14 protein-coding genes are annotated in these 21,013 nt (G+C 53.0%); 10 read left to right on the top strand and 4 right to left on the bottom strand.

Annotated features, from left to right (window positions below):
- Positions 1 to 701: 701 nt before the first annotated feature.
- The 4 genes from WCC56_RS17400 (at position 702) to dcuR (ending at position 4,659) form a co-directional block, all read left to right on the top strand.
- Complete coding sequence (locus WCC56_RS17400) at positions 702 to 1,826, top strand: alkene reductase (RefSeq protein ID WP_424693587.1); 1,125 nt, start codon at positions 702 to 704, stop codon at positions 1,824 to 1,826.
- A 16-nt stretch (positions 1,827 to 1,842) separates the two neighbouring features.
- Positions 1,843 to 2,157 carry an ArsR/SmtB family transcription factor gene (locus WCC56_RS17405; RefSeq protein ID WP_424693588.1) on the top strand — a complete coding sequence of 105 codons (315 nt, stop codon included), beginning with the start codon at positions 1,843 to 1,845 and terminating at the stop codon, positions 2,155 to 2,157.
- Positions 2,158 to 2,305: 148 nt separating this feature from the next.
- A complete protein-coding gene (locus tag WCC56_RS17410) occupies positions 2,306 to 3,946 on the top strand; it encodes a sensor histidine kinase (RefSeq protein WP_424693589.1) in 1,641 nt (546 codons plus the stop codon).
- Positions 3,940 to 4,659 (top strand): two-component system response regulator DcuR, encoded by a 720-nt coding sequence (gene dcuR, locus WCC56_RS17415; RefSeq protein ID WP_424693590.1) that lies wholly within the window; start codon positions 3,940 to 3,942, stop codon positions 4,657 to 4,659. Before WCC56_RS17410 ends, dcuR begins: the two co-directional genes overlap by 7 nt.
- Before the next feature lie 2 nt (positions 4,660 to 4,661).
- On the opposite strand, the gene WCC56_RS17420 is transcribed toward dcuR, so the two are convergent.
- Together WCC56_RS17420 and WCC56_RS17425 are read right to left on the bottom strand one after the other, a co-directional pair.
- Complete coding sequence (locus tag WCC56_RS17420) at positions 4,662 to 5,627, bottom strand: FAD:protein FMN transferase (protein ID WP_424693591.1); 966 nt, start codon at positions 5,625 to 5,627, stop codon at positions 4,662 to 4,664.
- Between the two features lie 76 nt (positions 5,628 to 5,703).
- Positions 5,704 to 8,481: a flavocytochrome c gene (locus tag WCC56_RS17425; protein ID WP_424693592.1), complete on the bottom strand. Its 2,778-nt coding sequence runs from the start codon at positions 8,479 to 8,481 to the stop codon at positions 5,704 to 5,706.
- A 621-nt stretch (positions 8,482 to 9,102) separates the two neighbouring features.
- Between WCC56_RS17425 and WCC56_RS17430 the strand changes: the two genes are divergently transcribed.
- On the top strand, positions 9,103 to 10,614 hold the full coding sequence (locus WCC56_RS17430) for an anion permease (protein ID WP_424693593.1): 1,512 nt from the start codon (positions 9,103 to 9,105) through the stop codon (positions 10,612 to 10,614).
- A 164-nt stretch (positions 10,615 to 10,778) separates the two neighbouring features.
- On the top strand, positions 10,779 to 12,425 hold the full coding sequence (gene fumA / locus WCC56_RS17435; RefSeq protein WP_424693594.1) for a class I fumarate hydratase FumA: 1,647 nt from the start codon (positions 10,779 to 10,781) through the stop codon (positions 12,423 to 12,425).
- A gap of 57 nt (positions 12,426 to 12,482) precedes the next feature.
- Here fumA and WCC56_RS17440 read toward each other — a convergent pair whose 3' ends face one another.
- Positions 12,483 to 13,913, bottom strand: a complete 1,431-nt coding sequence (locus WCC56_RS17440; protein WP_424693595.1) for a 6-phospho-beta-glucosidase — start codon at positions 13,911 to 13,913, stop codon at positions 12,483 to 12,485.
- Positions 13,914 to 13,927: 14 nt separating this feature from the next.
- Positions 13,928 to 15,400 (bottom strand): PTS cellobiose/arbutin/salicin transporter subunit IIBC, encoded by a 1,473-nt coding sequence (gene ascF / locus WCC56_RS17445; protein WP_424693596.1) that lies wholly within the window; start codon positions 15,398 to 15,400, stop codon positions 13,928 to 13,930.
- 249 nt (positions 15,401 to 15,649) lie between these two features.
- On the opposite strand from ascF, the gene WCC56_RS17450 reads away from it, so the two are divergent.
- From WCC56_RS17450 to WCC56_RS17465, 4 genes are all read left to right on the top strand, one after another.
- Complete coding sequence (locus tag WCC56_RS17450) at positions 15,650 to 16,663, top strand: LacI family DNA-binding transcriptional regulator (protein WP_424693597.1); 1,014 nt, start codon at positions 15,650 to 15,652, stop codon at positions 16,661 to 16,663.
- 303 nt (positions 16,664 to 16,966) lie between these two features.
- Complete coding sequence (gene treA, locus WCC56_RS17455; protein WP_424693598.1) at positions 16,967 to 18,634, top strand: alpha,alpha-trehalase TreA; 1,668 nt, start codon at positions 16,967 to 16,969, stop codon at positions 18,632 to 18,634.
- A 122-nt stretch (positions 18,635 to 18,756) separates the two neighbouring features.
- Positions 18,757 to 20,034, top strand: coding sequence for an MFS transporter (locus tag WCC56_RS17460; protein WP_424693599.1), 1,278 nt, complete (start codon positions 18,757 to 18,759; stop codon positions 20,032 to 20,034).
- 227 nt (positions 20,035 to 20,261) lie between these two features.
- The coding region (locus WCC56_RS17465; protein ID WP_424693600.1) for a TonB-dependent siderophore receptor at positions 20,262 to 21,013 on the top strand (752 nt) is incomplete at its 3' end.

Genomic DNA, 21,013 nt, shown 5'->3' on the forward strand with positions numbered 1-21,013 from the left:
TGGAAAAGGCTTCAAGAGTAAATGAAGTAATCTGCGATGATGGTCACGAAATATTGTTGTATGGGCATTGACGGTGGGAAGTTTACTCACCCGACGCGTTAGGGCCACGTAACAAAATTTGCACCAATCGCAGGATGGGAACTAAAACGCGATGATGTCAGGCCATGTTTCAACAGTACTCAAGTCGACGTATCGTTATCATATTTAACGATTTTCCGACGATAGTCAGGCTACGCATCAAGAGTAGATATCGCGATGGGAGATGTACGTGTTCCGTCCACTTACAGTTGAGTGGGCTATGTTTAAGCGGTAATAATAGGAGGTCATCTATTAACACAGAACCTAATATTATCTGTGTGAACTTGTACATTTGACGTTGTACAATCAGCAGTAAAACGACGTAAGTAAATTAATGTTTAATAATGAGTATGCAGTACGTTAAAAGCCCTGACCTGAAAAGTTGGGGCTTTTACATTTCTGACGTTTAATGTGAATAGCCTGATAGTTCCAGAAACCCCCTCCCCTCAGTGCCGGCTGGCACAGCCACATTTCGCTATTTCACCCAGCACTTCTTTGCCAGGATGCGAATGCCTGATCTTCAGCTTTCCTTGCTGCCACACCTGAAGCACAAAATGCATTTACACATTTAAATTTATAAATATAATGACGCCACTCTTTGTCCTCAGAAAATCTGGAATTTTATGAATCGCCCTACTCTTTTTTCCGCTCTACAGCTTGGCGGCTTGACCCTTCGTAACCGTATTGCCCTGCCTCCATTGACCCGCTGTCGCAGCGATCAGCCTGGTAATGTACCCGGAGAGATGATGGTGGAATATTACCGTCAGCGCGCTACCGCAGGTTTCATGATCACCGAAGGCACGCAGATTGAACCGCGTGGTCAGGGTTATGCCTGGACGCCGGGTATCCACAGCGAACAGCAGATTGAGGGGTGGAAAAAAGTCACTGAAGCCGTCCATCAGCAAGGCGGCACACTTTTCTGCCAACTGTGGCATGTTGGCCGCGTCTCGCACACTGCGCTGCAACCTGGTGAACAAGCTCCCGTCGCGCCCTCTGCAGTCACAGCGACTGGCGTTCGGGTATTTATTGAAACCGGGCCAGGTGAAGGGATGCTGACGTCTCCGAGCGAACCTCGCGAACTTGCCACCGAAGAAGTGAAAGAGATTGTTGAGCTGTATCGTCAGGCGGCGATCAATGCCAAAGCCGCCGGGTTCGATGGCGTTGAGCTGCACTCGGCGAATGGCTACCTGATCAATCAATTTATCTCTGAACACACCAACTTCCGCACGGATGAATATGGCGGCTCTTTAGAAAATCGTCTGCGCTTCCTGAAAGAGATTGTGGTGGCTGTCAGTACTGTTTTTGGCAGCCAGAAAACGGGCGTCCGCTTTGCACCGCTGTTTACCAGCACTGACGAGGAGCGTGTCTACCTTGGATTGGTCGAAAGCGATCCACAGGCGACTTATCTCGCCGCGGCAAAAATGCTCGATGAGTTGGAAATCGGTTATCTGTCAATTGCGGAAGCTGACTGGGATAACAGCCCTGACCTGCCAGTGAGTTTCAGAACGGCTCTGCGGGAGACGTTCACCTCGCCGATCATGTATTCAGGCCGCTACACCAAAGAGAAAGCGGAGCATATTCTGCAAAATGGCTGGGGGGATTTGTTCGGCTTTGGCAGAACATTTATTGCTAACCCTGACCTGCCAGCCCGCTTTGCCGCAGACGTTGAACTGAATCCGGTGGAGGCTTCCACGCTGTATGGCGGTACCAGTAAAGGGTATACTGACTACCCGGTTTACCGCTCCTGATTGTTTGTGAGGCTGCATGTCACCTGAAAACGCCATGAAACTCCTGTCCAACGCTACCCGGATGGCCGTTTTGCAGTGGCTAAAAAACCCACAGCAGGCGTTTGCAGGCTATAGCCAGTTATATGACTATGATCTGTATGGTGTCTGTGCCAGCCTCATTCAGGACAAGGCTGGCCTGTCACAGCCAGCCACTTCCCTCTGCCTGAAAGTGTTGTACGAAGCCGGACTGTTGGAAGCCAGTAAAGTTGGTAAGTGGACTTACTATCGCCGCAATGAAACCCGGATTAATGAAGTCCGGGTGAGCCTGGTTGGTTTTCTGCAGGCGTTATAAAGCGAAACTGCGGCACATGGCGGCAACTCATCTCTCTCTGCCCCCCATCTTAAGGTCACTTTATGGACAAGGATTACCCACGTTACTTAATGGAACATCACCTTCAGGATAATGAGTTACTCGGGGAAACATTTCCGGACGTCCCGCAATGAAACGCCATCCCTCGCTGCCAAAGCGCAAGCGCCCAATGAAACTCAGCACTTCCGTCAGCCTGATGGTGAGTGCGGTGATTGTCGCCGTGTTACTGGCGGTCCACTTTTTCTACTTCTTTCAGGTAAGCCAGGTCACCAGCAAGAGTGTGGAAGATAAAGCGCTGGCAGTTGCACGGACGCTGGCCGATTCGCCAGATATTCAACGCGGTTTGCTGTTACCCCCTACCAGCAACGTTATTCAACCCATTGCCCGTGCCGTGTTGCAGAGCAACGACCTGTTGTTTGTGGTGGTCACTAATATGGAGGGCATCCGCTATTCACATCCGAACAAAGACGCCATCAATCACCATTTTATTGGTGAAGATTTACAGCCTGCGCTGCTGGGCAAAGAAAATGTGTCGATCAATCACGGGCAGCTAGTTCAGGCGTTACGCGTTTTCACCCCGGTTTTTGATGCTCAGCACCGGCAGATTGGTGTGGTGGTTATCGGCATCTCACTCAGCGAAGTGACGGACCAGATCAACCAGAGCCGCTGGAATATTCTCTGGACCGCGCTGTTCGGCATTTTTGTTGGGGCAATCGGCACCTATTTATTGGTCAAAGCCTCCAGGCGTATTCTGTTTGGCCTGGAGCCCTACGAAGTGTCTGAACTGTTCGAGCAGCGTCATGCCATGCTGTTCGCCATTAAAGAAGGGGTGATCGCCGTGGATACCAGCGCCCAGGTGACGCTGATTAACCACGCCGCCCGCAAACTGTTCCGCGAAACCGGGATGCCTCAGGCGCTTGAGGGCGAAATCATTCAGAGCATTGAAGCCACCGGCGCCCTGATTATCAACCTGCGCGAAGTGCTGCGCAGCGGAAAACCGCAGCGGGATGAAGAGATCCTGTTCAGGGGCCGGGTTCTGCTCTGCAACACCATGCCCATAATGAAAGGCGGTGTGATGATTGGCGCGATCTGTTCCTTCAGGGATAAAACAGAAGTGACCCAGCTGACCCAGCGTTTAAGCGGTATGGTGAACTACGTTGATGCGCTGCGTCAGCACTCCCACGAATTTATGAACAAGCTGCATGTCATTCTGGGTTTGCTGCACATGAAAAGTTATGCGCAGCTGGAGGATTACATTCTTAAAACGGCCAATAATTATCAGACGGAAATTGGATCGCTGGTGAGAAAGATTCAGTCCCCGGTGATTGCTGGCGTGTTGCTGAGTAAATTAAATCGCGCCTCTGACAGCGGCCACCAGCTGATCCTCAGTGAAGACAGCTTCCTGCCCGACAGCGGCAACGAACAACAGATTTCGGTGCTGGTCACCGTGCTGGGCAATCTGATTGAAAATGCTTTTGATGCGCTTTCCCGGCAACCTGATGGGGAAGTCAGCGTGCTGCTACACTATCAGAATGGCTGGCTCAGCTGTGAGGTCAGCGATGACGGACCCGGTATTCCTGCCGAACACCTTGATGCCATTTTCAGGCACGGCTTTTCGTCGAAGGGCGAGCAACGCGGCGTGGGTTTATTCCTCTGCAAGCAGCAAATCCAGAGCCTTGGCGGGGAAATTATTGTAGAGTCCGACCCTGGGGTTTATACCCAATTCTTAGTACAACTGCCGTGGGATGGAGGAAACTTATCCGCATGTTAAATGTGTTAGTCGTCGATGATGATGCGATGGTGGCAGAGCTGAACCGCTGCTACATTGGCCAGATCCCAGGTTTTTCCTGCTGTGGCGTGGCTTCAACGCTGCAACAGGCCAAAGAAAGGGTGCTGCACAGCGACCTGGCAGTGGACCTGATCCTGCTGGATATTTATATGCAGCAGGAGAACGGGCTGGATTTGCTGCCTGAACTCCGCGCGGCGAAACGCAACATTGATGTGATCGTTATCTCTTCTGCCGCTGATGCGCAGACTATTCAGCAATCGCTGCACTACGGCGTGGTCGATTATCTGATTAAGCCGTTCCAGTTCTCCCGCTTTGAGGAGGCGCTGACCGGCTGGCAGCACAAGAAATCCCTGAAAGATCAGCATCCCTGGTATCAGCAGGCCGATGTCGATGCGCTGCTGCATGGCAATCCGCCGGATGTGACAGAGGCGCACCGTCTGCCTAAAGGCTTAACCCCGCAAACGCTGCGTACGCTGTGCCTGTGGATTGATTCACACCACGAAAGTGAATTCTCTACAGACGATCTTGCCGCCGCCGTGGCCATCTCCCGCGTATCGTGCCGCAAATATCTTATCTGGCTGGCTCAACGTAAGATTTTATCCACCAATCTGCACTACGGTTTAACTGGCCGGCCGGTGTATCGTTACAGGTTGCAGGCTGAACATAGCGAGCTGTTAAAACAGTTTTGCCAGTAGCCTTACGCGGCGTGAAAATCTGAGTCCAACAACGTGAAGGTGAACTGTCTTTGTGAAGAGCAGATCACCTGCCGATCGCGCGTAACGAAAACCGCTTCGATCTCTGGCCTGCTGGCAAGATACTCGAGGCCTTTTTTTACGCCCATGCCATACAGCAACGTGGTATAGATATCGCCGTCTATGGAGTCTTGCGAAATCACCGTCACGCTGAGCAATTCGTTATCGAACGGGTAGCCACTTAGCGGATCCAGAATATGGTGATAACGCTTGCCTGCCAGTTCGAAGTAGCGCTCATACACGCCTGACGTGACCACCGATTTCCCGCTAACGTTAATCACCCCAATCAGCTCATCAGGCTCGCCGAACGGCTTTTTCAGGCCGATCCCCCAACTTTTCACTTCACTGTCCGGCGTGCCGCCCAGCGTCTGCACATTGCCGCCCAGATTGATCAGCGCATCTTCAACGCCCTGCTGACGTAAATAATCGCGGACCAGATCGGCAATATACCCTTTGGCAATCGCCCCCAGATCAATCTCCATCGCGCGATGCTGCAGAAAGACGGTTCGGGCCTGGCTGTCGAGGATCACATGATGAGGGTTGGTCAACGGCAGCAGATCCTGAATGTCCGCTGCTGGCGGCACGCTGTCGCCCTGAAAGCCAATTTTCCAGCACTTGACCAGCGGGCCAATGGTGAAGTTAAAGAAACTGCCCGGCAGCACGCTGACTTCTCTGGCGCGAGCAATCAGGTCAAATACCGGCTGGCTGACTACCACAGGGGCGTCGCCTGCCGCATGGTTAACAGCCATCACTTCCGACTGCGCGCGGTTAACCGTCAGCAGGATTTCCTGCTGTTTGATCAGCCGGAAAACACCTTTAGCCAGCGCTTCGTTATGGTCAAAAAGTTTAAGGAGGATGGGCGACCCCATCAGCACGGCGGAATAGGAATAGACGTGGGAGTCAGATGACATGCTGTGTTCCTTCTTTCAGGTCAGCAGGGGCTGACCTTCAGCATGTGGGCCGACAGAATCGGCCCACATTGTCGGTTTAGCGCGTTGCCAGCGCCGCCGCGTTTTTACCGGCCAGAATACCGAAGATAATGATGTCGGCAACTGCGTTACCCCCGATACGGTTTGCGCCGTGAATACCGCCAACCACTTCACCCGCGGCCCAGGCACCTTCAATCACCTGTTTCTGGGCATCCAGCACCGCGGTGTCCGGATTGATGGTCACGCCGCCCATGGTGTGGTGAACACCCGGTGCGATGCGAATGGCGTAGAACGGCCCCTGCTTCAGCGGATGGCGCAGCGCGGTTTTACGTCCGAAGTCTTCATCATCCTGTTTCTCAACGAAGAGGTTGTAGCGCTCCAGCGTGGCCAGCAGTGCATGAAGATCCATATTCAGTTTGATCGCCAGCTCCTGCGGGGACGGCGCGCTAATCACAAAACCTTTCGCGATATATTCATCAGCCGCTTTGTTGTTCAGGCGAACCTGCTCATCAAAAACCACCCAGGCACTCTTCTCAGGCAAGGCGATGATTTCGGCAGACACTTTGTCGCGGGTTTCCATCTCATTAAAGAAGCGTTTACCTGCCTGACTCACCAGAATCGCCCCGCCGCCACGAATGGATTCAGAGATCAGATAAGACGTGGTCTGTTCAACCGTTGGGTGGATTTGGATCTCGCCCATATCCACGGTATCGGCACCAATGTTCTGCAGCATAGCGATGCCGCTGCCGGTCGCGCCCTGGTGGTTGGTGGTGACAAAACCCTCCAGCTCAGGGCGGTATTTCACCACCATCTCGCGGTTGGCACTGAAGCCGCCGGTTGCCACAATCACGCTTTTGGCATTGATGATGCGGGTATCGTTATACTCATCGACCACTCTCACGCCGTTAACTGCGCCATTCTCAACCAGGATTTCCGCTACTGAGGTTTCCAGCAGGACTTCGATATCGCGCTTATTGATGTTTTTCACCAGGCCGCTAATCAGGAAGCCCCCCACCGCGGAGCGGTCTGCAGGACGGTGAGTACGGTCAATGCTCATCCCGCCGGTGATAGTGATATCACAGAGTTCAATGTCCTTAGCCGCCAGCCATTCGATAGCTTCTGGCGCCAGCTCCACAAACTCCCTCAGCAATATTGGGTTGTTTTTGAATTTGCCGCCTTTCAGCGTCTCTTCATAGAACAGCTCTTTGCTGTCCTCGATGCCTTTCAGTTTCTGGAAACGGGTTTCTGCTGCGTTCATCCCGACCGAAGCCTTGATGGTATTGCCGCCGATGGTTGGCATCTTCTCGATAATCACCACGCGGGCACCGTCATCGCTGGCCTGAATAGCGGCCGCCAGACCTGCGCCACCGCTACCGATAACCACAACATCGTAATTCAGTGGAGCTGCCGGATTACCGCCCTCTTCAATAACATGCTCTTTGCTGGACGTAGCCAGCGCACGTGAGACGGCTTTTTTCAGCGCCTCACTCTGTGTGGTCGCACCCGTTATGGCATCCACATGTGGGCTGTTGGCAACCAGAATGCGGCTACGCAGGCTCTCAAAGGTGGTGGTGAAGTCAACATCCAGCGAGTCATCCGGTACCAGATTGATGTCGGTGATACGGTCGGTATCCAGCGTCACGTTGATTTTCAACTTCAGCGCTTCTGCTTCCACTTTTTCCTGATACACACCGGCTTTGTATTTGCGGGCGGTGCTGCTCATATCACGGATCATCGCATCCACTAATGAGAAACGCCACAGCGGCTCAGGAATGTTCAGCGCTTCACGTTTGTTGCTGTCGATATACAGCTCAAGGTGTTCATTGTTAGTAATGCGGTCAGTCCAGTCAGGATAGGCGATGCAGGCCTTACCAATTGCCACAAGGTCGAAGCCGTGTTCTAAGGCGCTTTCAGCATCCTCTTTATTGACCACGCCACCCACGCCGATAACCGGCACTTTAGCCAGAGTTTCAGAACGCATAGCGATAAATTTGGTGATTAACGGCGTTGGGTCCTGGCGATCGACGATGGAAGATCGCAACAGCTGGCCTACGGAAAAGTGCACGTAATCCAGACCACGAGCCGCCAGCTTTTCAAGCAGGTACATAGTGTCGTCAAAGCGAATGCCCGGCACTTCCAGCTCTTCGGGCGAGAAACGATAGCCGATAATAAAGGAAGCGTCGGCGAAGCGTTCCACCATCTTATGGGTGATTTCCAGCACTTCCAGCGGGAAACGGGCGCGATTATCGCGGCTTCCGCCCCACTTGTCGTCACGCTGGTTTGAGTTCGGAGAGTAGAACTGTTGGATCAGATAGGTGTTTGCGCCGTGGAGTTCCACCCCGTCAAAACCGGCTTTGATTGCGCGGTTAACGGCATCACCAAACTTGGTGATCATCACCTCCACTTCTTCCGCTGTCAGCGCTTGTGGCGTGGTAGCCCCTTCACGCGGGGCGGCAATGGCACTAGGCGCAACCGGTGTTCTGCCGCCAATCAGCTCTGGCTCAACCATTCTGCCGCCGTGATAAATCTGCAGAATCGCTTTGGAACCTTTTGACTTGATGGCATGGGCAATTTTGCTCAGGCCAGAAATTTTGTTATCGCTGTCGATAGCGATGGCACCGGGAAAAGCCGGGCCTTTAGGATCGATAAAACAGCATTCCACGATCACCGTTCCAATGCTGCCAGCCCGGTCACGGTAGTACTCCACCAGCTCGCTGGTTACGGTGCCGTCATAAAATCCGGTGCAGGTGGTCATGGGTGCCATCAGCAGGCGATTTTTTAATACGGCGCCATTTGGCAAAGTAAGGGGATTAAGGATCGGGGTGAGCGTAGACATGATGATCAACTCCAAAATTTAAAAGTTCTGAATTCTGTTGCGGACGCGTTACTTTCCATTTAATTAAGTGGTCCGATGTGATTGGATTAATATAACAATTTCTTTTATTACATAACCGCTAATTTTAGTTAATAAACTTTTAAAGGAACTGATGCCAGCTAATTGCTCAAGATAATCTAAATACCAACCTCAATTGTTAATCAATAGTTGTGAAAAATCAACCCCCAATTAACACTCCGAATAAATACTTAAAAATCAACAAGATACATCTACAGTGGATTTTTATGGAAATTGAATCTAAAGTCTTTTAAGTTCAACGTGATGGGCGGTTAGAGGATCAATGGATACAAAATGTAGGGTTTTATTTAAATAATACGTTTTTTATATTATTTTTGATGAGACACTAATATTTATTGATCCAGATCAAAATTAGCCACACGGGTAAATCGCATTATATTCACATTCATTTAATAATAGCTAAATGAAGGTAGAAGGAAAAAACGTTAAATTAACTCAAACGTCACGGTAAAATAGCTAAAGTAACGATTAAGAAACTAAAAAAACCAGCTGTAGAACACCGGGGCGTTAAATCGCATTCTCCACAACTTGCAGACAAATACTATGAAAACGACATCAACTTTGAGTGAACCCGTCGCGGCACCTCCAGCCTCCGCGGGACTAAAAAAACGTTTGATTATGTTGTTCCTGCCGGTGCTGGTAGCAGTGATTTTACTGCTGACGCCAGTGCCAGCGGGGTTGGAACCTTATGCCTGGCACTTCTTTGCTATCTTCGTTGGCGTTATCGTCGGCCTGATCTTTGAACCCCTGCCGGGTGCCGTAATTGGGTTGACTGGGGTGGTTGTGATTGCCCTGTTCAGCCAGTGGCTTTTATTCAGCCCGGCCGAATTAGCCAACCCGAAATTTAAAATGGCCAGCGAGTCCTTCAAATGGGCGGTGAGCGGGTTTGGTAATTCAACGGTGTGGCTGATCTTCGGCGCCTTTATGTTTGCCGCCGGGTATGACAAAACGCAGTTTGGTCGTCGTCTGGCGTTGATTCTGGTGAAATACCTTGGGCGTCGCAGCCTGACATTAGGTTATGCCATTACCTTCGCGGATTTGTTACTGGCTCCTTTCACCCCATCCAACACCGCGCGCAGCGGCGGCACCATCTACCCGATTATTGCCAACCTGCCGCCGCTGTACGGTTCAAAACCCAACGACCCAAGCGCCCGCAAAATCGGTTCTTACCTGATGTGGGTAGCCATTACCGCCGCCTGTATCACCAGCTCCATGTTCTTGTCAGCACTGGCACCAAACCTGCTGGCACTGGCGCTGGTTAAAAGCATCGTTGGTTTTGAAATCTCCTGGGGAACCTGGTTCCTGGCCTTCCTGCCGCTGGGTTTGATTCTGATCCTGACCATGCCGTTGCTGGCTTACTGGTTTTACCCGCCGGAAGTGAAAATCAACGACGAAGTGCCTAAATGGGCGAAGAGCGAGCTGGAGAAACTGGGCAAACTGTCCCGCAATGAAATTCTGCTGCTGGTCTTTGTGTGTAGCGCCCTGCTGATGTGGATTTTTGCCACCGCCTGGATTGAACCAGCGATGGCAGCCTTACTGGTCGTGGTCCTGATGCTGTGGACCGGCGTGCTGAACTGGAACGACATTACCAGCAACAAACCGGCCTGGAACACCTTCGCCTGGTTCGCCACGCTGGTTGCGCTGGCTGATGGCCTGGCCCGAGTCGGCTTTATCGCCTGGTTGGGTAAAGAAGGGGGTCAGCTGCTGACCGGTATTGACCCACAGGTTGCCGCAGTAATGCTGCTTGTTGCCTTCTTCTTACTGCATTACCTGTTCGCCAGCACCACCGCGCATACCACCGCGCTGCTGCCAGCCATGCTGACCATCGCCGCAGCCATTCCGGGTATCAATATGCCGGTCTACTGCCTGATGATGGTGACGTCACTGGGCGTGATGGGGATTATCACCCCTTACGGTACTGGACCAAGCCCGATTTACTACGGCAGTGGCTACCTGCCAACCAAAGATTACTGGCGCCTGGGGACCATCTTTGGGGCTATCTTCCTGGCCGGTCTGATGTTGATTGGCTATCCGTGGATGGTAATGATGTTCTGACCCGCTGCGGCTGCGGCCGCAGAAGCATGCAGATGTTGATTAATTGTTATATCATCTCTCCCTTGCCAGCCTTTACGGGCTGGCAAGACTAAAACCAATAAGATGCTGTCGCCAATGATATTGCCTGTTGCTCACGCGGCAACACGTCATTAAGTGAGAAAAAAATGTCGAACAAACCCTTCTACTATCAAAACCCCTTCCCGCTCGCCGCTGACGATACTGAATACTACCTGCTGACCGCCGACCATGTTTCCGTGGCAGAATTCGATGGCCAGGAAATGTTGAAAGTCGACCCGAAAGCGCTGACCGTGATGGCCCAGCAAGCCTTCCATGATGCCTCATTTATGTTGCGCCCAGCCCACCAGCAGCAGGTTGCTGCCGTGCTGGCCGACCCGGAAGCCAGTGAAAACGACCGCTATGTGGCGTTACAGTTTCTGAGAAACTCGGAGATCGCCGCGAAAGGCGTTCTGCCTACCTGCCAGGATACCGGCACCGCCATCATCAGCGGCAAGAAAGGCCAGCGTGTCTGGACCGGCGGCGGTGACGAAGCGGCCTTATCTCAGGGCGTTTACAACACCTATATTCAAGACAACCTGCGCTACTCACAGACTGTTGCGCTGGATATGTACAAAGAGATCAACACGGGCACCAACTTGCCAGCGCAGATTGACCTCTACAGCGTTGATGGCGATGAATATAAGTTTCTGTGCATCGCCAAAGGCGGCGGCTCGGCCAACAAAACCTATCTTTATCAGGAAACTAAAGCCCTGTTGAGCCCGGCGAAGCTGAAGGATTACCTGATCGGCAAAATGCTGACTCTCGGGACCGCAGCCTGCCCGCCTTACCATATTGCTTTCGTGATCGGCGGCACCTCAGCGGAAAGTACCCTGAAAACGGTAAAACTGGCCTCCACCCATTATTACGACGGACTGCCAACGGAAGGTAATGAGCACGGTCAGGCCTTCCGCGATGTGCAGCTGGAAGAAGAGCTGCTGGTTGCGGCTCAACAGCTGGGTCTTGGCGCGCAGTTCGGCGGCAAATACTTTGCCCACGACATCCGCGTTGTTCGCCTGCCACGTCACGGCGCGTCCTGCCCGGTTGGCATGGGCGTTTCCTGCTCTGCAGACCGTAACATTAAAGCCAAAATCAACCGTAAAGGCATCTGGATTGAGAAGCTGGAAGACAATCCTGGCAAATATATCCCTGCCGAACTGCGCGAGCAGGGTGAAGGCGAAGTGTTGCATATCGACCTTAACCGTCCGATGAAAGAGATCCTTGATCAGCTTTCTCAGCATCCGGTTTCTACTCGTCTGTCGTTGAGCGGTACCATTATCGTGGCGCGTGATATAGCCCATGCGAAGCTGAAAGAGCGTCTGGATAACGGTGAAGGTCTGCCGCAGTACATCAAAGATCACCCGGTGTATTACGCAGGCCCGGCCAAAACGCCTGAAGGCCATGCTTCCGGTTCATTAGGCCCAACGACCGCAGGCCGTATGGATTCCTATGTGGATCAGCTACAGGAAGCGGGCGGCAGCCTGATCATGCTGGCGAAAGGCAACCGCAGCCAGCAGGTGACAGATGCCTGCCAGAAACATGGCGGCTTCTACCTTGGCAGCATCGGCGGCCCGGCAGCGGTGCTGGCGCAGCAGAGTATCAAGAGCCTGGAATGCGTGGAGTACCCGGAACTGGGTATGGAAGCGATTTGGAAAATTGAAGTGGAAAACTTCCCGGCCTTTATTCTTGTCGATGACAAAGGCAACGATTTCTTCCAGAAAATCCATCAGGACCAGTGCGCGAAATGCGTTAAGTAAGCTGGCCTGACCGGTGCCCTCCTCTTCGCAGAGCGAGGGCACTTTTTTTTGCGTGGGTTACGCCAGATCGGCTCCGTTGCTGGCAATCACTTTCTGATACCAGTAGAAGGATTTCTTCCTGGTACGTGCCAGCGTGCCCTGCCCGCGATCGTCACGATCTACATAGACAAAGCCATAGCGCTTGCTCATTTCGCCCGTAGAAGCCGCAACCAGATCGATACAGCCCCAGGACGTATAGCCCATCACCGGGATCCCATCAGCAATCGCTTCACCCATGGCTTTTATATGCTCGCGCAGATAGCTGATGCGGTAGTCATCAATGATTTCGCCCTGCTGGTTGATCTCATCTTTCGCGCCCAGACCATTTTCCACCAGGAACAGCGGTTTCTGGTAACGGTCATACATCATATTCATCGTGATGCGCAGGCCAAGAGGATCGATACCCCAGCCCCAGTCACTGAGCTGAACATGCGGGTTTTTCAACGACTTCACTACGTTGGCGGCACTGCTGTTGTTCTCGTTCATATCAGCGGAAGCACAGCGTGAGGCGTAATAGCTGAAGGAGACAAAATCGACGGTGTTTTTAAGGATCTCACCGTCGCCTTCTTCCATCTTCACCGTAATGCCTTTCTCCGCGAACAGGCGACGGGTGTAGGAAGGATACGCACCGCGAGCCTGCACATCGATAAAGAACAGGTTTTCACGATCTTTCTCCAGCGCCGCCCAGACATCCTCAGGCTTGCAGGTTCTTGGGTAGAAATTCCCGCCTGCCAGCATGCAGCCAACCTGGTTATCAGCATTGACTTCATGGGCGATTTTGGTCGCCAGCGCGCTTGCCAGTAATTCATGGTGAGCGGCCTGATATTTTACCTGAGCCTGATCTTCACCCTCTTCAAACGCTAATCCTGCCCCAGAGAAAGGGCTGTGCAGCAAGATATTGATCTCGTTGAACGTCAGCCAGTATTTCACCAGCCCATCAAAGGCTTCGAAACAGGTCCGGGCGTAACGGCTGAAGAACTCCACCATTTTGCGGTTGCGCCATGAGCCGTATTCGGTGACCAGATGCATCGGAACATCAAAATGGCACAGGGTAACCAGCGGTTCGATATTGTATTTTTTGCACTCAGTGAACATATCGCGATAGAAGGCAATGCCCTCTTCGTTTGGCACCAGTTCATCGCCCTTCGGGTAAATCCGGCTCCAGGCGATGGAAGTACGGAATACCGTGAAGCCCATCTCAGCCATCAGGGCGATGTCTTCTTTATAGCGATGGTAGAAATCTATCGCCTGATGGCTCGGATAGTACTCATCATCACGCAGCGCAAAGCGCTTTTCTAACCCTGTCTTTACCGCCAGTCGTTGCGGTCCATGCGGGATGACATCGACCGTTGTCAGTCCTTTTCCACCTTCAAAACTTGCACCTTCGGCCTGGTTAGCGGCTAAGGCGCCACCCCATAAGAAACCGTCGGGAAACTGTGTTGCTGACATAACAAACCTCTTAATCAATGTGTTTTTACTGCAGGCGATGCGGCGAGCGCAGCTGACGGCGTAGCCTCACTTGTTGCACTTGCTTTGCTTCGCGGCACTTCAACCGGGATATCTTCAAAACCGAGCAGTAACGTAGTAACAAAGGAAAGCACCACGGCCAGCACCATCACGCCAACTACCCAGACAATACTCATCGGATTGGTCGGATCAAAGAACTGCACGCTGGTGAACAGACCTGGCGAGGCCATAGAGTGGCTGGCCAGGCCGCCAATCCCGGCGACGGCACCACAAATAAAGCCACTGATCAGGCAGGCAATCAGCGGACGCTTAAGTCTCAGCGCAACACCGTACAACGCAGGTTCGGAGATGCCCGCCACAATGGCTGAAGCCGCAGCCGCCAGGGCAGTCTGACGCAGTTCCGGGTTTTTAGTGCGCCAGGCAACGGCCAGAGAGGATCCGCCCAGCGACAGGTTGGCGCCGATTTCCGAAGGCATTACCATGCCCTCTTTGCCGGTTTCCGCGATGGTCTGAATAATGGTTGGAGTAAACACACGGTGCATACCGGTCATCACCAGCAGCGGCCAGGCCGCTCCCATGATCGCCACCGACAACCAGCCAAGGTAGCTGTGAACGGTATAGACCACGGCAGAAATGCCGGTGCCAATCCAGATCCCCAATGGACCAATTAAGACGATGGCGATCGGCGCAGCAATCAACATAATCAGCATCGGTTTAAGGAAGTTCTTGGTCACCACCGGCGTGATGCGATCAACCCAGCGCTCAATGTAAGAAAGCAGCCAGGTCATGCACAGCGCGGGGATCACCGTGTAGGTGTATTTCACCGCCGTCACGGACAGGCCAATAAACTCCACGTGCTGACCCTGTGCGGCCTTAGCCATCAGGTCGATAAACGCCGGATGAACCAGCACCCCAGCGATAGCAATCGCCAGCGACAGGTTAGTTTTAAATTTGACCGCAGCTGAGGCAGCCACCATCACCGGCAGGAAGAAGAAAGCGCCGTCGCCAATCACGTTGAGGATAACCAGCGTTGGGTCGGCTTTGGTGAAGACGCCGGACATTTCCAGGATCATCGCCAGCAGTTTGACCATCGAGCCACCGATAATCGCCGGGATCAACGGTGACATGGTGCCAATCAGCGCATCAAGAATTCCCGCGCCAATCCGTTTGAACGAGAATTTTTTGCTGCTGGCCGGGGCCTCTTTTGCCGCGACATCGGCTGGCAGCAGTTTCTGCACTTCGGCATAAGCCTGAGAAACGTTATTGCCGATAATGACCTGGCACTGCGTGTCATTGCTGACCACGCCCATTACGCCAGTCAGGGACTTTAGCGTTGCGGTATCAACACTGCCCTCGTTGACAACCACAAAACGCAAACGGGTCATACAGTGGGTAACGGCCGCGATATTGTCCACGCCGCCCAGCGCGTCGACTATCGACTGAGCCAGAGGTGCAAAGTTTTTTGCCATGAGAGGCTATTCTCCAGAATTCATAGGGTTAGGCGTTCGATCAGGCTCTTATGGGCCGTTAATCTGCTACGCTGAGAAAAAGAGGTAACCGGTTTCACACGAGAATGTTCAACTCTGTCGTAAACTTCAACCATTAGGGTAATTGGCGTGGTGAATTTGTGACGGGGATCGTTATTAATGGGTATTTCATCGCGTGCTCTGCAGAATGTGTAGAATGACGCTTCATTTCGATGCTTCCAGGAGGGGCCTGTGTCAACAATGCAGGAAGTGGCAGCCAAAGCAGGCGTCTCAAAAGCCACGGTTTCACGCGTGCTGTCTGGTAAAGGCTACGTCAGCCAGCAGACCAAAGATCAGGTCTTCAAAGCCATTGAGGAAGCGGGCTACCGGCCCAATTTGCTGGCACGGAATCTGGCGACCAGTAAGTCGATGTGCATCGGCCTGGTGGTGACCAACACGCTGTATAACGGCCCTTACTTCAATGAACTGATTTCGCAGGCAGCAAAAATGTTGGATGCCAACGGGCGAAAACTCTTGCTGGTTGATGGCAAGAACAGCGCGCAGGAAGAGCTGGAAGCGATTGATTTTTTGCACGATCTACGCTGTGATGCGATCATCATCTATCCACGTTTTTTATCGGTGGATCAGCTGGATCAGATTATCGACAAAGACAATAAACCGCTGATGGTGGTGAACCGCAAACTCCGCCAGCACCAGAGCCACTGTATTTATTGTGACCACAAAGGCTCAAGTTTTGATGCCACTGATTATCTGATTGGACGCGGTCATCAGGAGATAGCATTTATTACCGGTTCACTGGATTCGCCTACCGCTCTGGAGCGTTTGTCCGGTTACAAAGAAGCCTTGCTGCATCACGGCTTGCCGGTGTGCGATGAGCTGATTATCAAGGGAAAATGGTCGCCAGCCAGCGGCGCGGCAGCCGTGGAGACCTTGTTAAAAAACGGCGTCACCTTCAGCGCTTTACTGGCCAGTAACGATGAAATGGCCATCGGCGCGATGAAACAGCTGAGTGAGGCCGGGATTGCCGTGCCGCAAAACGTCTCGGTGATGGGATTTGATAACATTCCTACCGCGCCCTATTTGATCCCCGCCCTATCCAGCGTCAAAGATCCGGTCAGCGAGATGGTCAACGCGGTGATTACGCAACTTATCGGGATGCTGGACGGCGGTTATCTGGCGCCGCAAAACACCTTTATTTCCGAAATGATTGTCAGAGAGTCGGTGAGTGATGGGCCATGCCTGTAGCGAAAGCTACCCTGTCTCCCTGCGGCATCAAGGGTGAGCCGATCGCCGTAAGGCATCGCCACCCCTAATATCCGTCAAACCGTAACCTCTTCCGATCGGAAGGGTTGTTCGATGGGCCATCACTCCTGTTCCTGTTTGCGTCACATTCTTGCCGCCGTTTTTTCCGCGTCGTTATCGGATCGAAAACCCTGACCAGCTCACATTTCCCGGCATGCCCAAGGTAGAACTGCGTAAAGTCGTCTAAAGTTTGTTGCAGGGTCAATAACTTACAGACAGCGATCGTCTGGACATGGAGAACTACTTATGCAGAGAGTTGAGAAGCGTCAATGGAAAGCTGTTTTGGTGCTGCCTTTTTTGGTCGCGGCACTGACACAAACGGGCTATGCGGCAGAGAACGATGCCGGGCAACGTCTGCTGAGTAATGCGCCTCAGCCTCCTGATATTCGCCTTGGGCCGCTGTTCCATGCTGTGCAGGCCGCGAAACTCTACCCGGATCAAAAAACCTTTGCCGATGCCGTACCGAAAAGTAATCCAACGTCGATTCTGGCTGACTGGCAAATGCAGAAGAAGCAGAGCAACTTCGATTTACGCCACTTTGTGGAGAGCAATTTTACGCTTCCCTCTGAAGGCGAAAAGTATGTTCCCCCAGCCGGTCAAAGCCTGCGAGAACATATTAATGGCCTGTGGCCGGTGCTGACCCGATCCACACAGCAGGCCAGCCAGTGGGATTCTCTGTTGCCGTTGCCAAAACCTTATGTAGTGCCCGGCGGCCGCTTCCGTGAGGTCTATTACTGGGACAGTTACTTCACCATGCTTGGCCTTGCCGAGAGCGGTCACTGGGACCGCGTACAGGATATGGTGGAAAACTTTGCCCATGAGCTGGACACCTACGGCCATATCCCTAACGGCAACCGTAGCTATTACCTCAGCCGCTCACAACCGCCCTTCTTCAGCATGATGGTCGATTTACTGGCCACGCATCAGGGTGACAGCGCCTACAGCAAATACCTGCCTGAGCTGCAAAAAGAGTACGACTACTGGATGGCGGATGCCGACAGCGTGAAGCCAGGTCAGGCCAGCAAACGTGTGGTGAAGCTAAAAGATGGCACGCTGCTAAACCGCTACTGGGATGCTCGTGACGTTCCGCGTACGGAATCTTATATGGATGACATCGCCACCGCGCAGAAGGCCAGCGACCGTAATAAGGCTGAGCTGTACCGCGACCTGCGCGCCGGAGCTGCTTCAGGTTGGGACTTTAGCTCTCGCTGGTTCGATAAACCGGGCGATCTTTCCACCATCCATACCACACGCATTGTGCCCGTCGATCTGAATGCCCTGATGTTCCATCTGGAACAAACGTTGGCTCGCGCCAACAAAGTGGCGAAAAATGACCAAGAGGTGAAGAAATTTGATGCGCTGGCGAAAAAACGTCAGACCGCCATCAACCACTATCTCTGGGACAATAAACAGGGCTTCTACGCCGACTATGACTGGCAGAAAGCCACGGTTCGTCCTCAGCTGACGGCGGCGACTTTATTCCCTCTTTATCTGCAGGCCGCGAATGAGGATCACGCCACGCGCACCGCAGAGGCCGTGAAGTCACAGTTGCTGAAAGAAGGCGGACTGGCTACCACCAACGTCAATAATGGCCAGCAGTGGGATGCGCCAAACGGCTGGGCACCGCTGCAATGGGCCGCTGTTCAGGGGCTGAATAACTATGGCAAGCAGGCGCTGGCGAAGGATATCGGCATGCGTTTCCTGCAAAACGTGCAGGCCACCTACGACAAGGAGCATAAGTTAGTTGAAAAATATGTGGTTGAAGGCAAAGGACTGGGCGGAGGCGGAGGCGGTGAATATCCGTTGCAGGATGGCTTTGGCTGGACCAACGGCGTAACGCTGAAGTTGATGGACCTGTATTGCCCTAAAAACAGGACCTGTAATAACGTGAGTGATATGACAAAAACTCAGTAACACCCGAAGCAGTCGGCGGCGGTCTACCAAGTAAGACAGCCGCCGACATTACCCCCACCTTGCTGTTATTTGCTCACTAAAAAAGGCATTCTGCGTTAACCCTCTTACCAGGTATTTCCTCCATGCAGACAACTCGCTCTCCGTTCCCTGAGAAAAAAATGTTAATTGCCGGATCTGTTGGCAACTTTATCGAATGGTACGAATTCGCCATTTATGGGTTCCTGGCAACCGTGATCGCCGCTAACTTTTTCCACCTTGAAGGTGAAAGCGATCTGACCAGCCTGATCCTCACCTACGCCGCCTTTGCGCTGGCGTTCTTTTGTCGCCCGATTGGTGCGATGATCTTTGGCCGCATCGGCGACCGGATTGGCCGAAAACCGACGCTGATTGCGGTGTTGCTGCTGATGACCCTGACCACCTTTCTGATCGGCCTGATGCCCACTTATGCCAGCATCGGCGTGGCGGCTCCGCTGATATTGACCCTGCTGCGCATGTTACAAGGGCTGTTCGCCGGAGGAGAATTTGGCGGTGCTGTCGCGCTGATGACCGAGTTCGCTCCTACAGGAAAAAGAGGACGTTATGGTGCCTGGCAATCGTTTACCGTCGCGCTGGGTTTACTGGCTGGAGCCGGTCTGGTTGCCCTGTTGTCGGCGCTGCTGACACCGGAACAGCTCAAGGACTGGGGCTGGCGAATTCCGTTCCTGTTGGCTCTGCCGATGGGACTGGTAGCACTTTGGCTGCGTTCACAGCTGGAAGAACCGCCAACCTTCGCCACAGCACAAAAGCTTGAGCCTGCTCCACTTGCCTCGGTGGTGAAAGCCATCGTTCTGGGTATTGGCAGGATGATGGGCTGGTCAGCTGCTGGTTACACCTTTTTGGTGGTGATGCCTTCCTGGTTGCAGACTGCGCTGCATGCCACTTTTCAGCAGGCGTTAGTGGCAACGGTATTGGGGAACGTGGGATTTGCGCTGACCATTCTGCCCGCTGGCAGGTTGAGCGATCGCTATGGACGACGCAGTATTATGTTAATAGCGATGCTTATTGTGGTGCTGTTCAGCTTCCCGTTACTGGCGCTGTTGCAGCAACCTGATACCGCGCTCTGGCTGAAAGGATTAGCCGTACTGATAGCGGGTGCGGTGGTGGGAACGATCGCCGGTCCCGGCCCTGCCATGTTGGCCGAGATGTTTCCCACCCGCATTCGCTACACCGGCTTGGGTCTGGCCTACTCACTCTCTAACGCGGTTTTCTCTGGCTGTGCAGGACTGATTATCACCGGCTTGATCAAACAAACCGGAAATCTCTATATCCCAGCGTGGTATGTAGCGATCACCGGCTTGATCAGCGCAGCGGCAATGCTGACACTGAACCGCGACGATCATCTGCACGACCTGAAACCTTAATCCGATCTCAGGCCAGCGGCTCGCTCCGCTGGTCTCTCTTACCGGCGATGTAATTCCCCTCTTTTTGCAAGTGAACAGATAAGCAAATTCAATGCTTGAAACTCAGTAACGGAAAGATAATAATTCTCATTGAGATTATCATAAATCTTTACATTACCGTCACGGCGCGTCTTTCACCTGTCCCAGCGCCCGCGGATCTTTCTTCGCATTTTGTAAGGGAATTGACAATGAGAATGGCTTTTTCTTTAAAGCGTTCTGCTTTGCTTTGCTCCATAGCTCTGGCTACACCCGCTTTCACTTTTGCCGCTGAGACGCTGGTCGTTACCGCGCAGCCCACAGAAACGGCGACCACGCCAACAGAGGGTTACACGGCCAAAACCAGTAAAGGCGCGACCAAAACCGATCGTCCACTGATCACCACTGCCCAGTCCGTTTCGGTGGTTACCCGCCAGCAGATGGAAGATCAGGGCGCGATGAATGTTAACCAGGCGCTGAACTATACCGCCGGTGCTTTCACCAACTTCGCTGGTGCCGCGACCCGTTACGATACGGTTTCTCTGCGTGGCTTCCACGGGGGTGATGTAGATAACATCTTCCTGGATGGCCTGCGTCTGATGAGCGATCCGGGCAGCTATAACGTTCTGCAAGTCGATCCCTGGTTCCTGGACCGCATCGATGTGATTAAAGGCCCGTCTTCTGCCCTGTATGGCCAGACCGTGCCTGGTGGCCTGGTGATGGAAACCTCTAAGCGTCCGCAGTTCACGCCTGAAGGCCATTTCCGCGCGTCAACCGGCACCAACTCTACCAACAGCGCCGCTTTTGATTACACCAACGCGATTAACGATCAGTGGGCGTTTCGTCTGACAGGGATCACTCGCAACAGCGATACCCAATACGATCACACCCGCGAAGAGAAGTATGCGATCTCCCCTTCTCTGTTGTGGCAGCCGGATGAAGATACTTCGCTGTTACTGCGCGC

It is taken from the genome of Erwinia sp. (genome assembly GCF_049696395.1).
Classification (GTDB): domain Bacteria; phylum Pseudomonadota; class Gammaproteobacteria; order Enterobacterales; family Enterobacteriaceae; genus Erwinia.

Coding starts and splice junctions, on each gene's coding strand:
- WCC56_RS17410 (WP_424693589.1), top strand. CDS start 2,306: ATGAAACGCCATCCCTCGCTGCCAAAGCGCAAGCGCCCAATGAAACTC.
- treA (WP_424693598.1), top strand. CDS start 16,967: ATGCAGAGAGTTGAGAAGCGTCAATGGAAAGCTGTTTTGGTGCTGCCT.
- WCC56_RS17430 (WP_424693593.1), top strand. CDS start 9,103: ATGAAAACGACATCAACTTTGAGTGAACCCGTCGCGGCACCTCCAGCC.
- WCC56_RS17405 (WP_424693588.1), top strand. CDS start 1,843: ATGTCACCTGAAAACGCCATGAAACTCCTGTCCAACGCTACCCGGATG.
- fumA (WP_424693594.1), top strand. CDS start 10,779: ATGTCGAACAAACCCTTCTACTATCAAAACCCCTTCCCGCTCGCCGCT.
- WCC56_RS17420 (WP_424693591.1), bottom strand. CDS start 5,627: ATGTCATCTGACTCCCACGTCTATTCCTATTCCGCCGTGCTGATGGGG.
- ascF (WP_424693596.1), bottom strand. CDS start 15,400: ATGGCAAAAAACTTTGCACCTCTGGCTCAGTCGATAGTCGACGCGCTG.
- dcuR (WP_424693590.1), top strand. CDS start 3,940: ATGTTAAATGTGTTAGTCGTCGATGATGATGCGATGGTGGCAGAGCTG.
- WCC56_RS17460 (WP_424693599.1), top strand. CDS start 18,757: ATGCAGACAACTCGCTCTCCGTTCCCTGAGAAAAAAATGTTAATTGCC.
- WCC56_RS17400 (WP_424693587.1), top strand. CDS start 702: ATGAATCGCCCTACTCTTTTTTCCGCTCTACAGCTTGGCGGCTTGACC.
- WCC56_RS17425 (WP_424693592.1), bottom strand. CDS start 8,481: ATGTCTACGCTCACCCCGATCCTTAATCCCCTTACTTTGCCAAATGGC.
- WCC56_RS17440 (WP_424693595.1), bottom strand. CDS start 13,913: ATGTCAGCAACACAGTTTCCCGACGGTTTCTTATGGGGTGGCGCCTTA.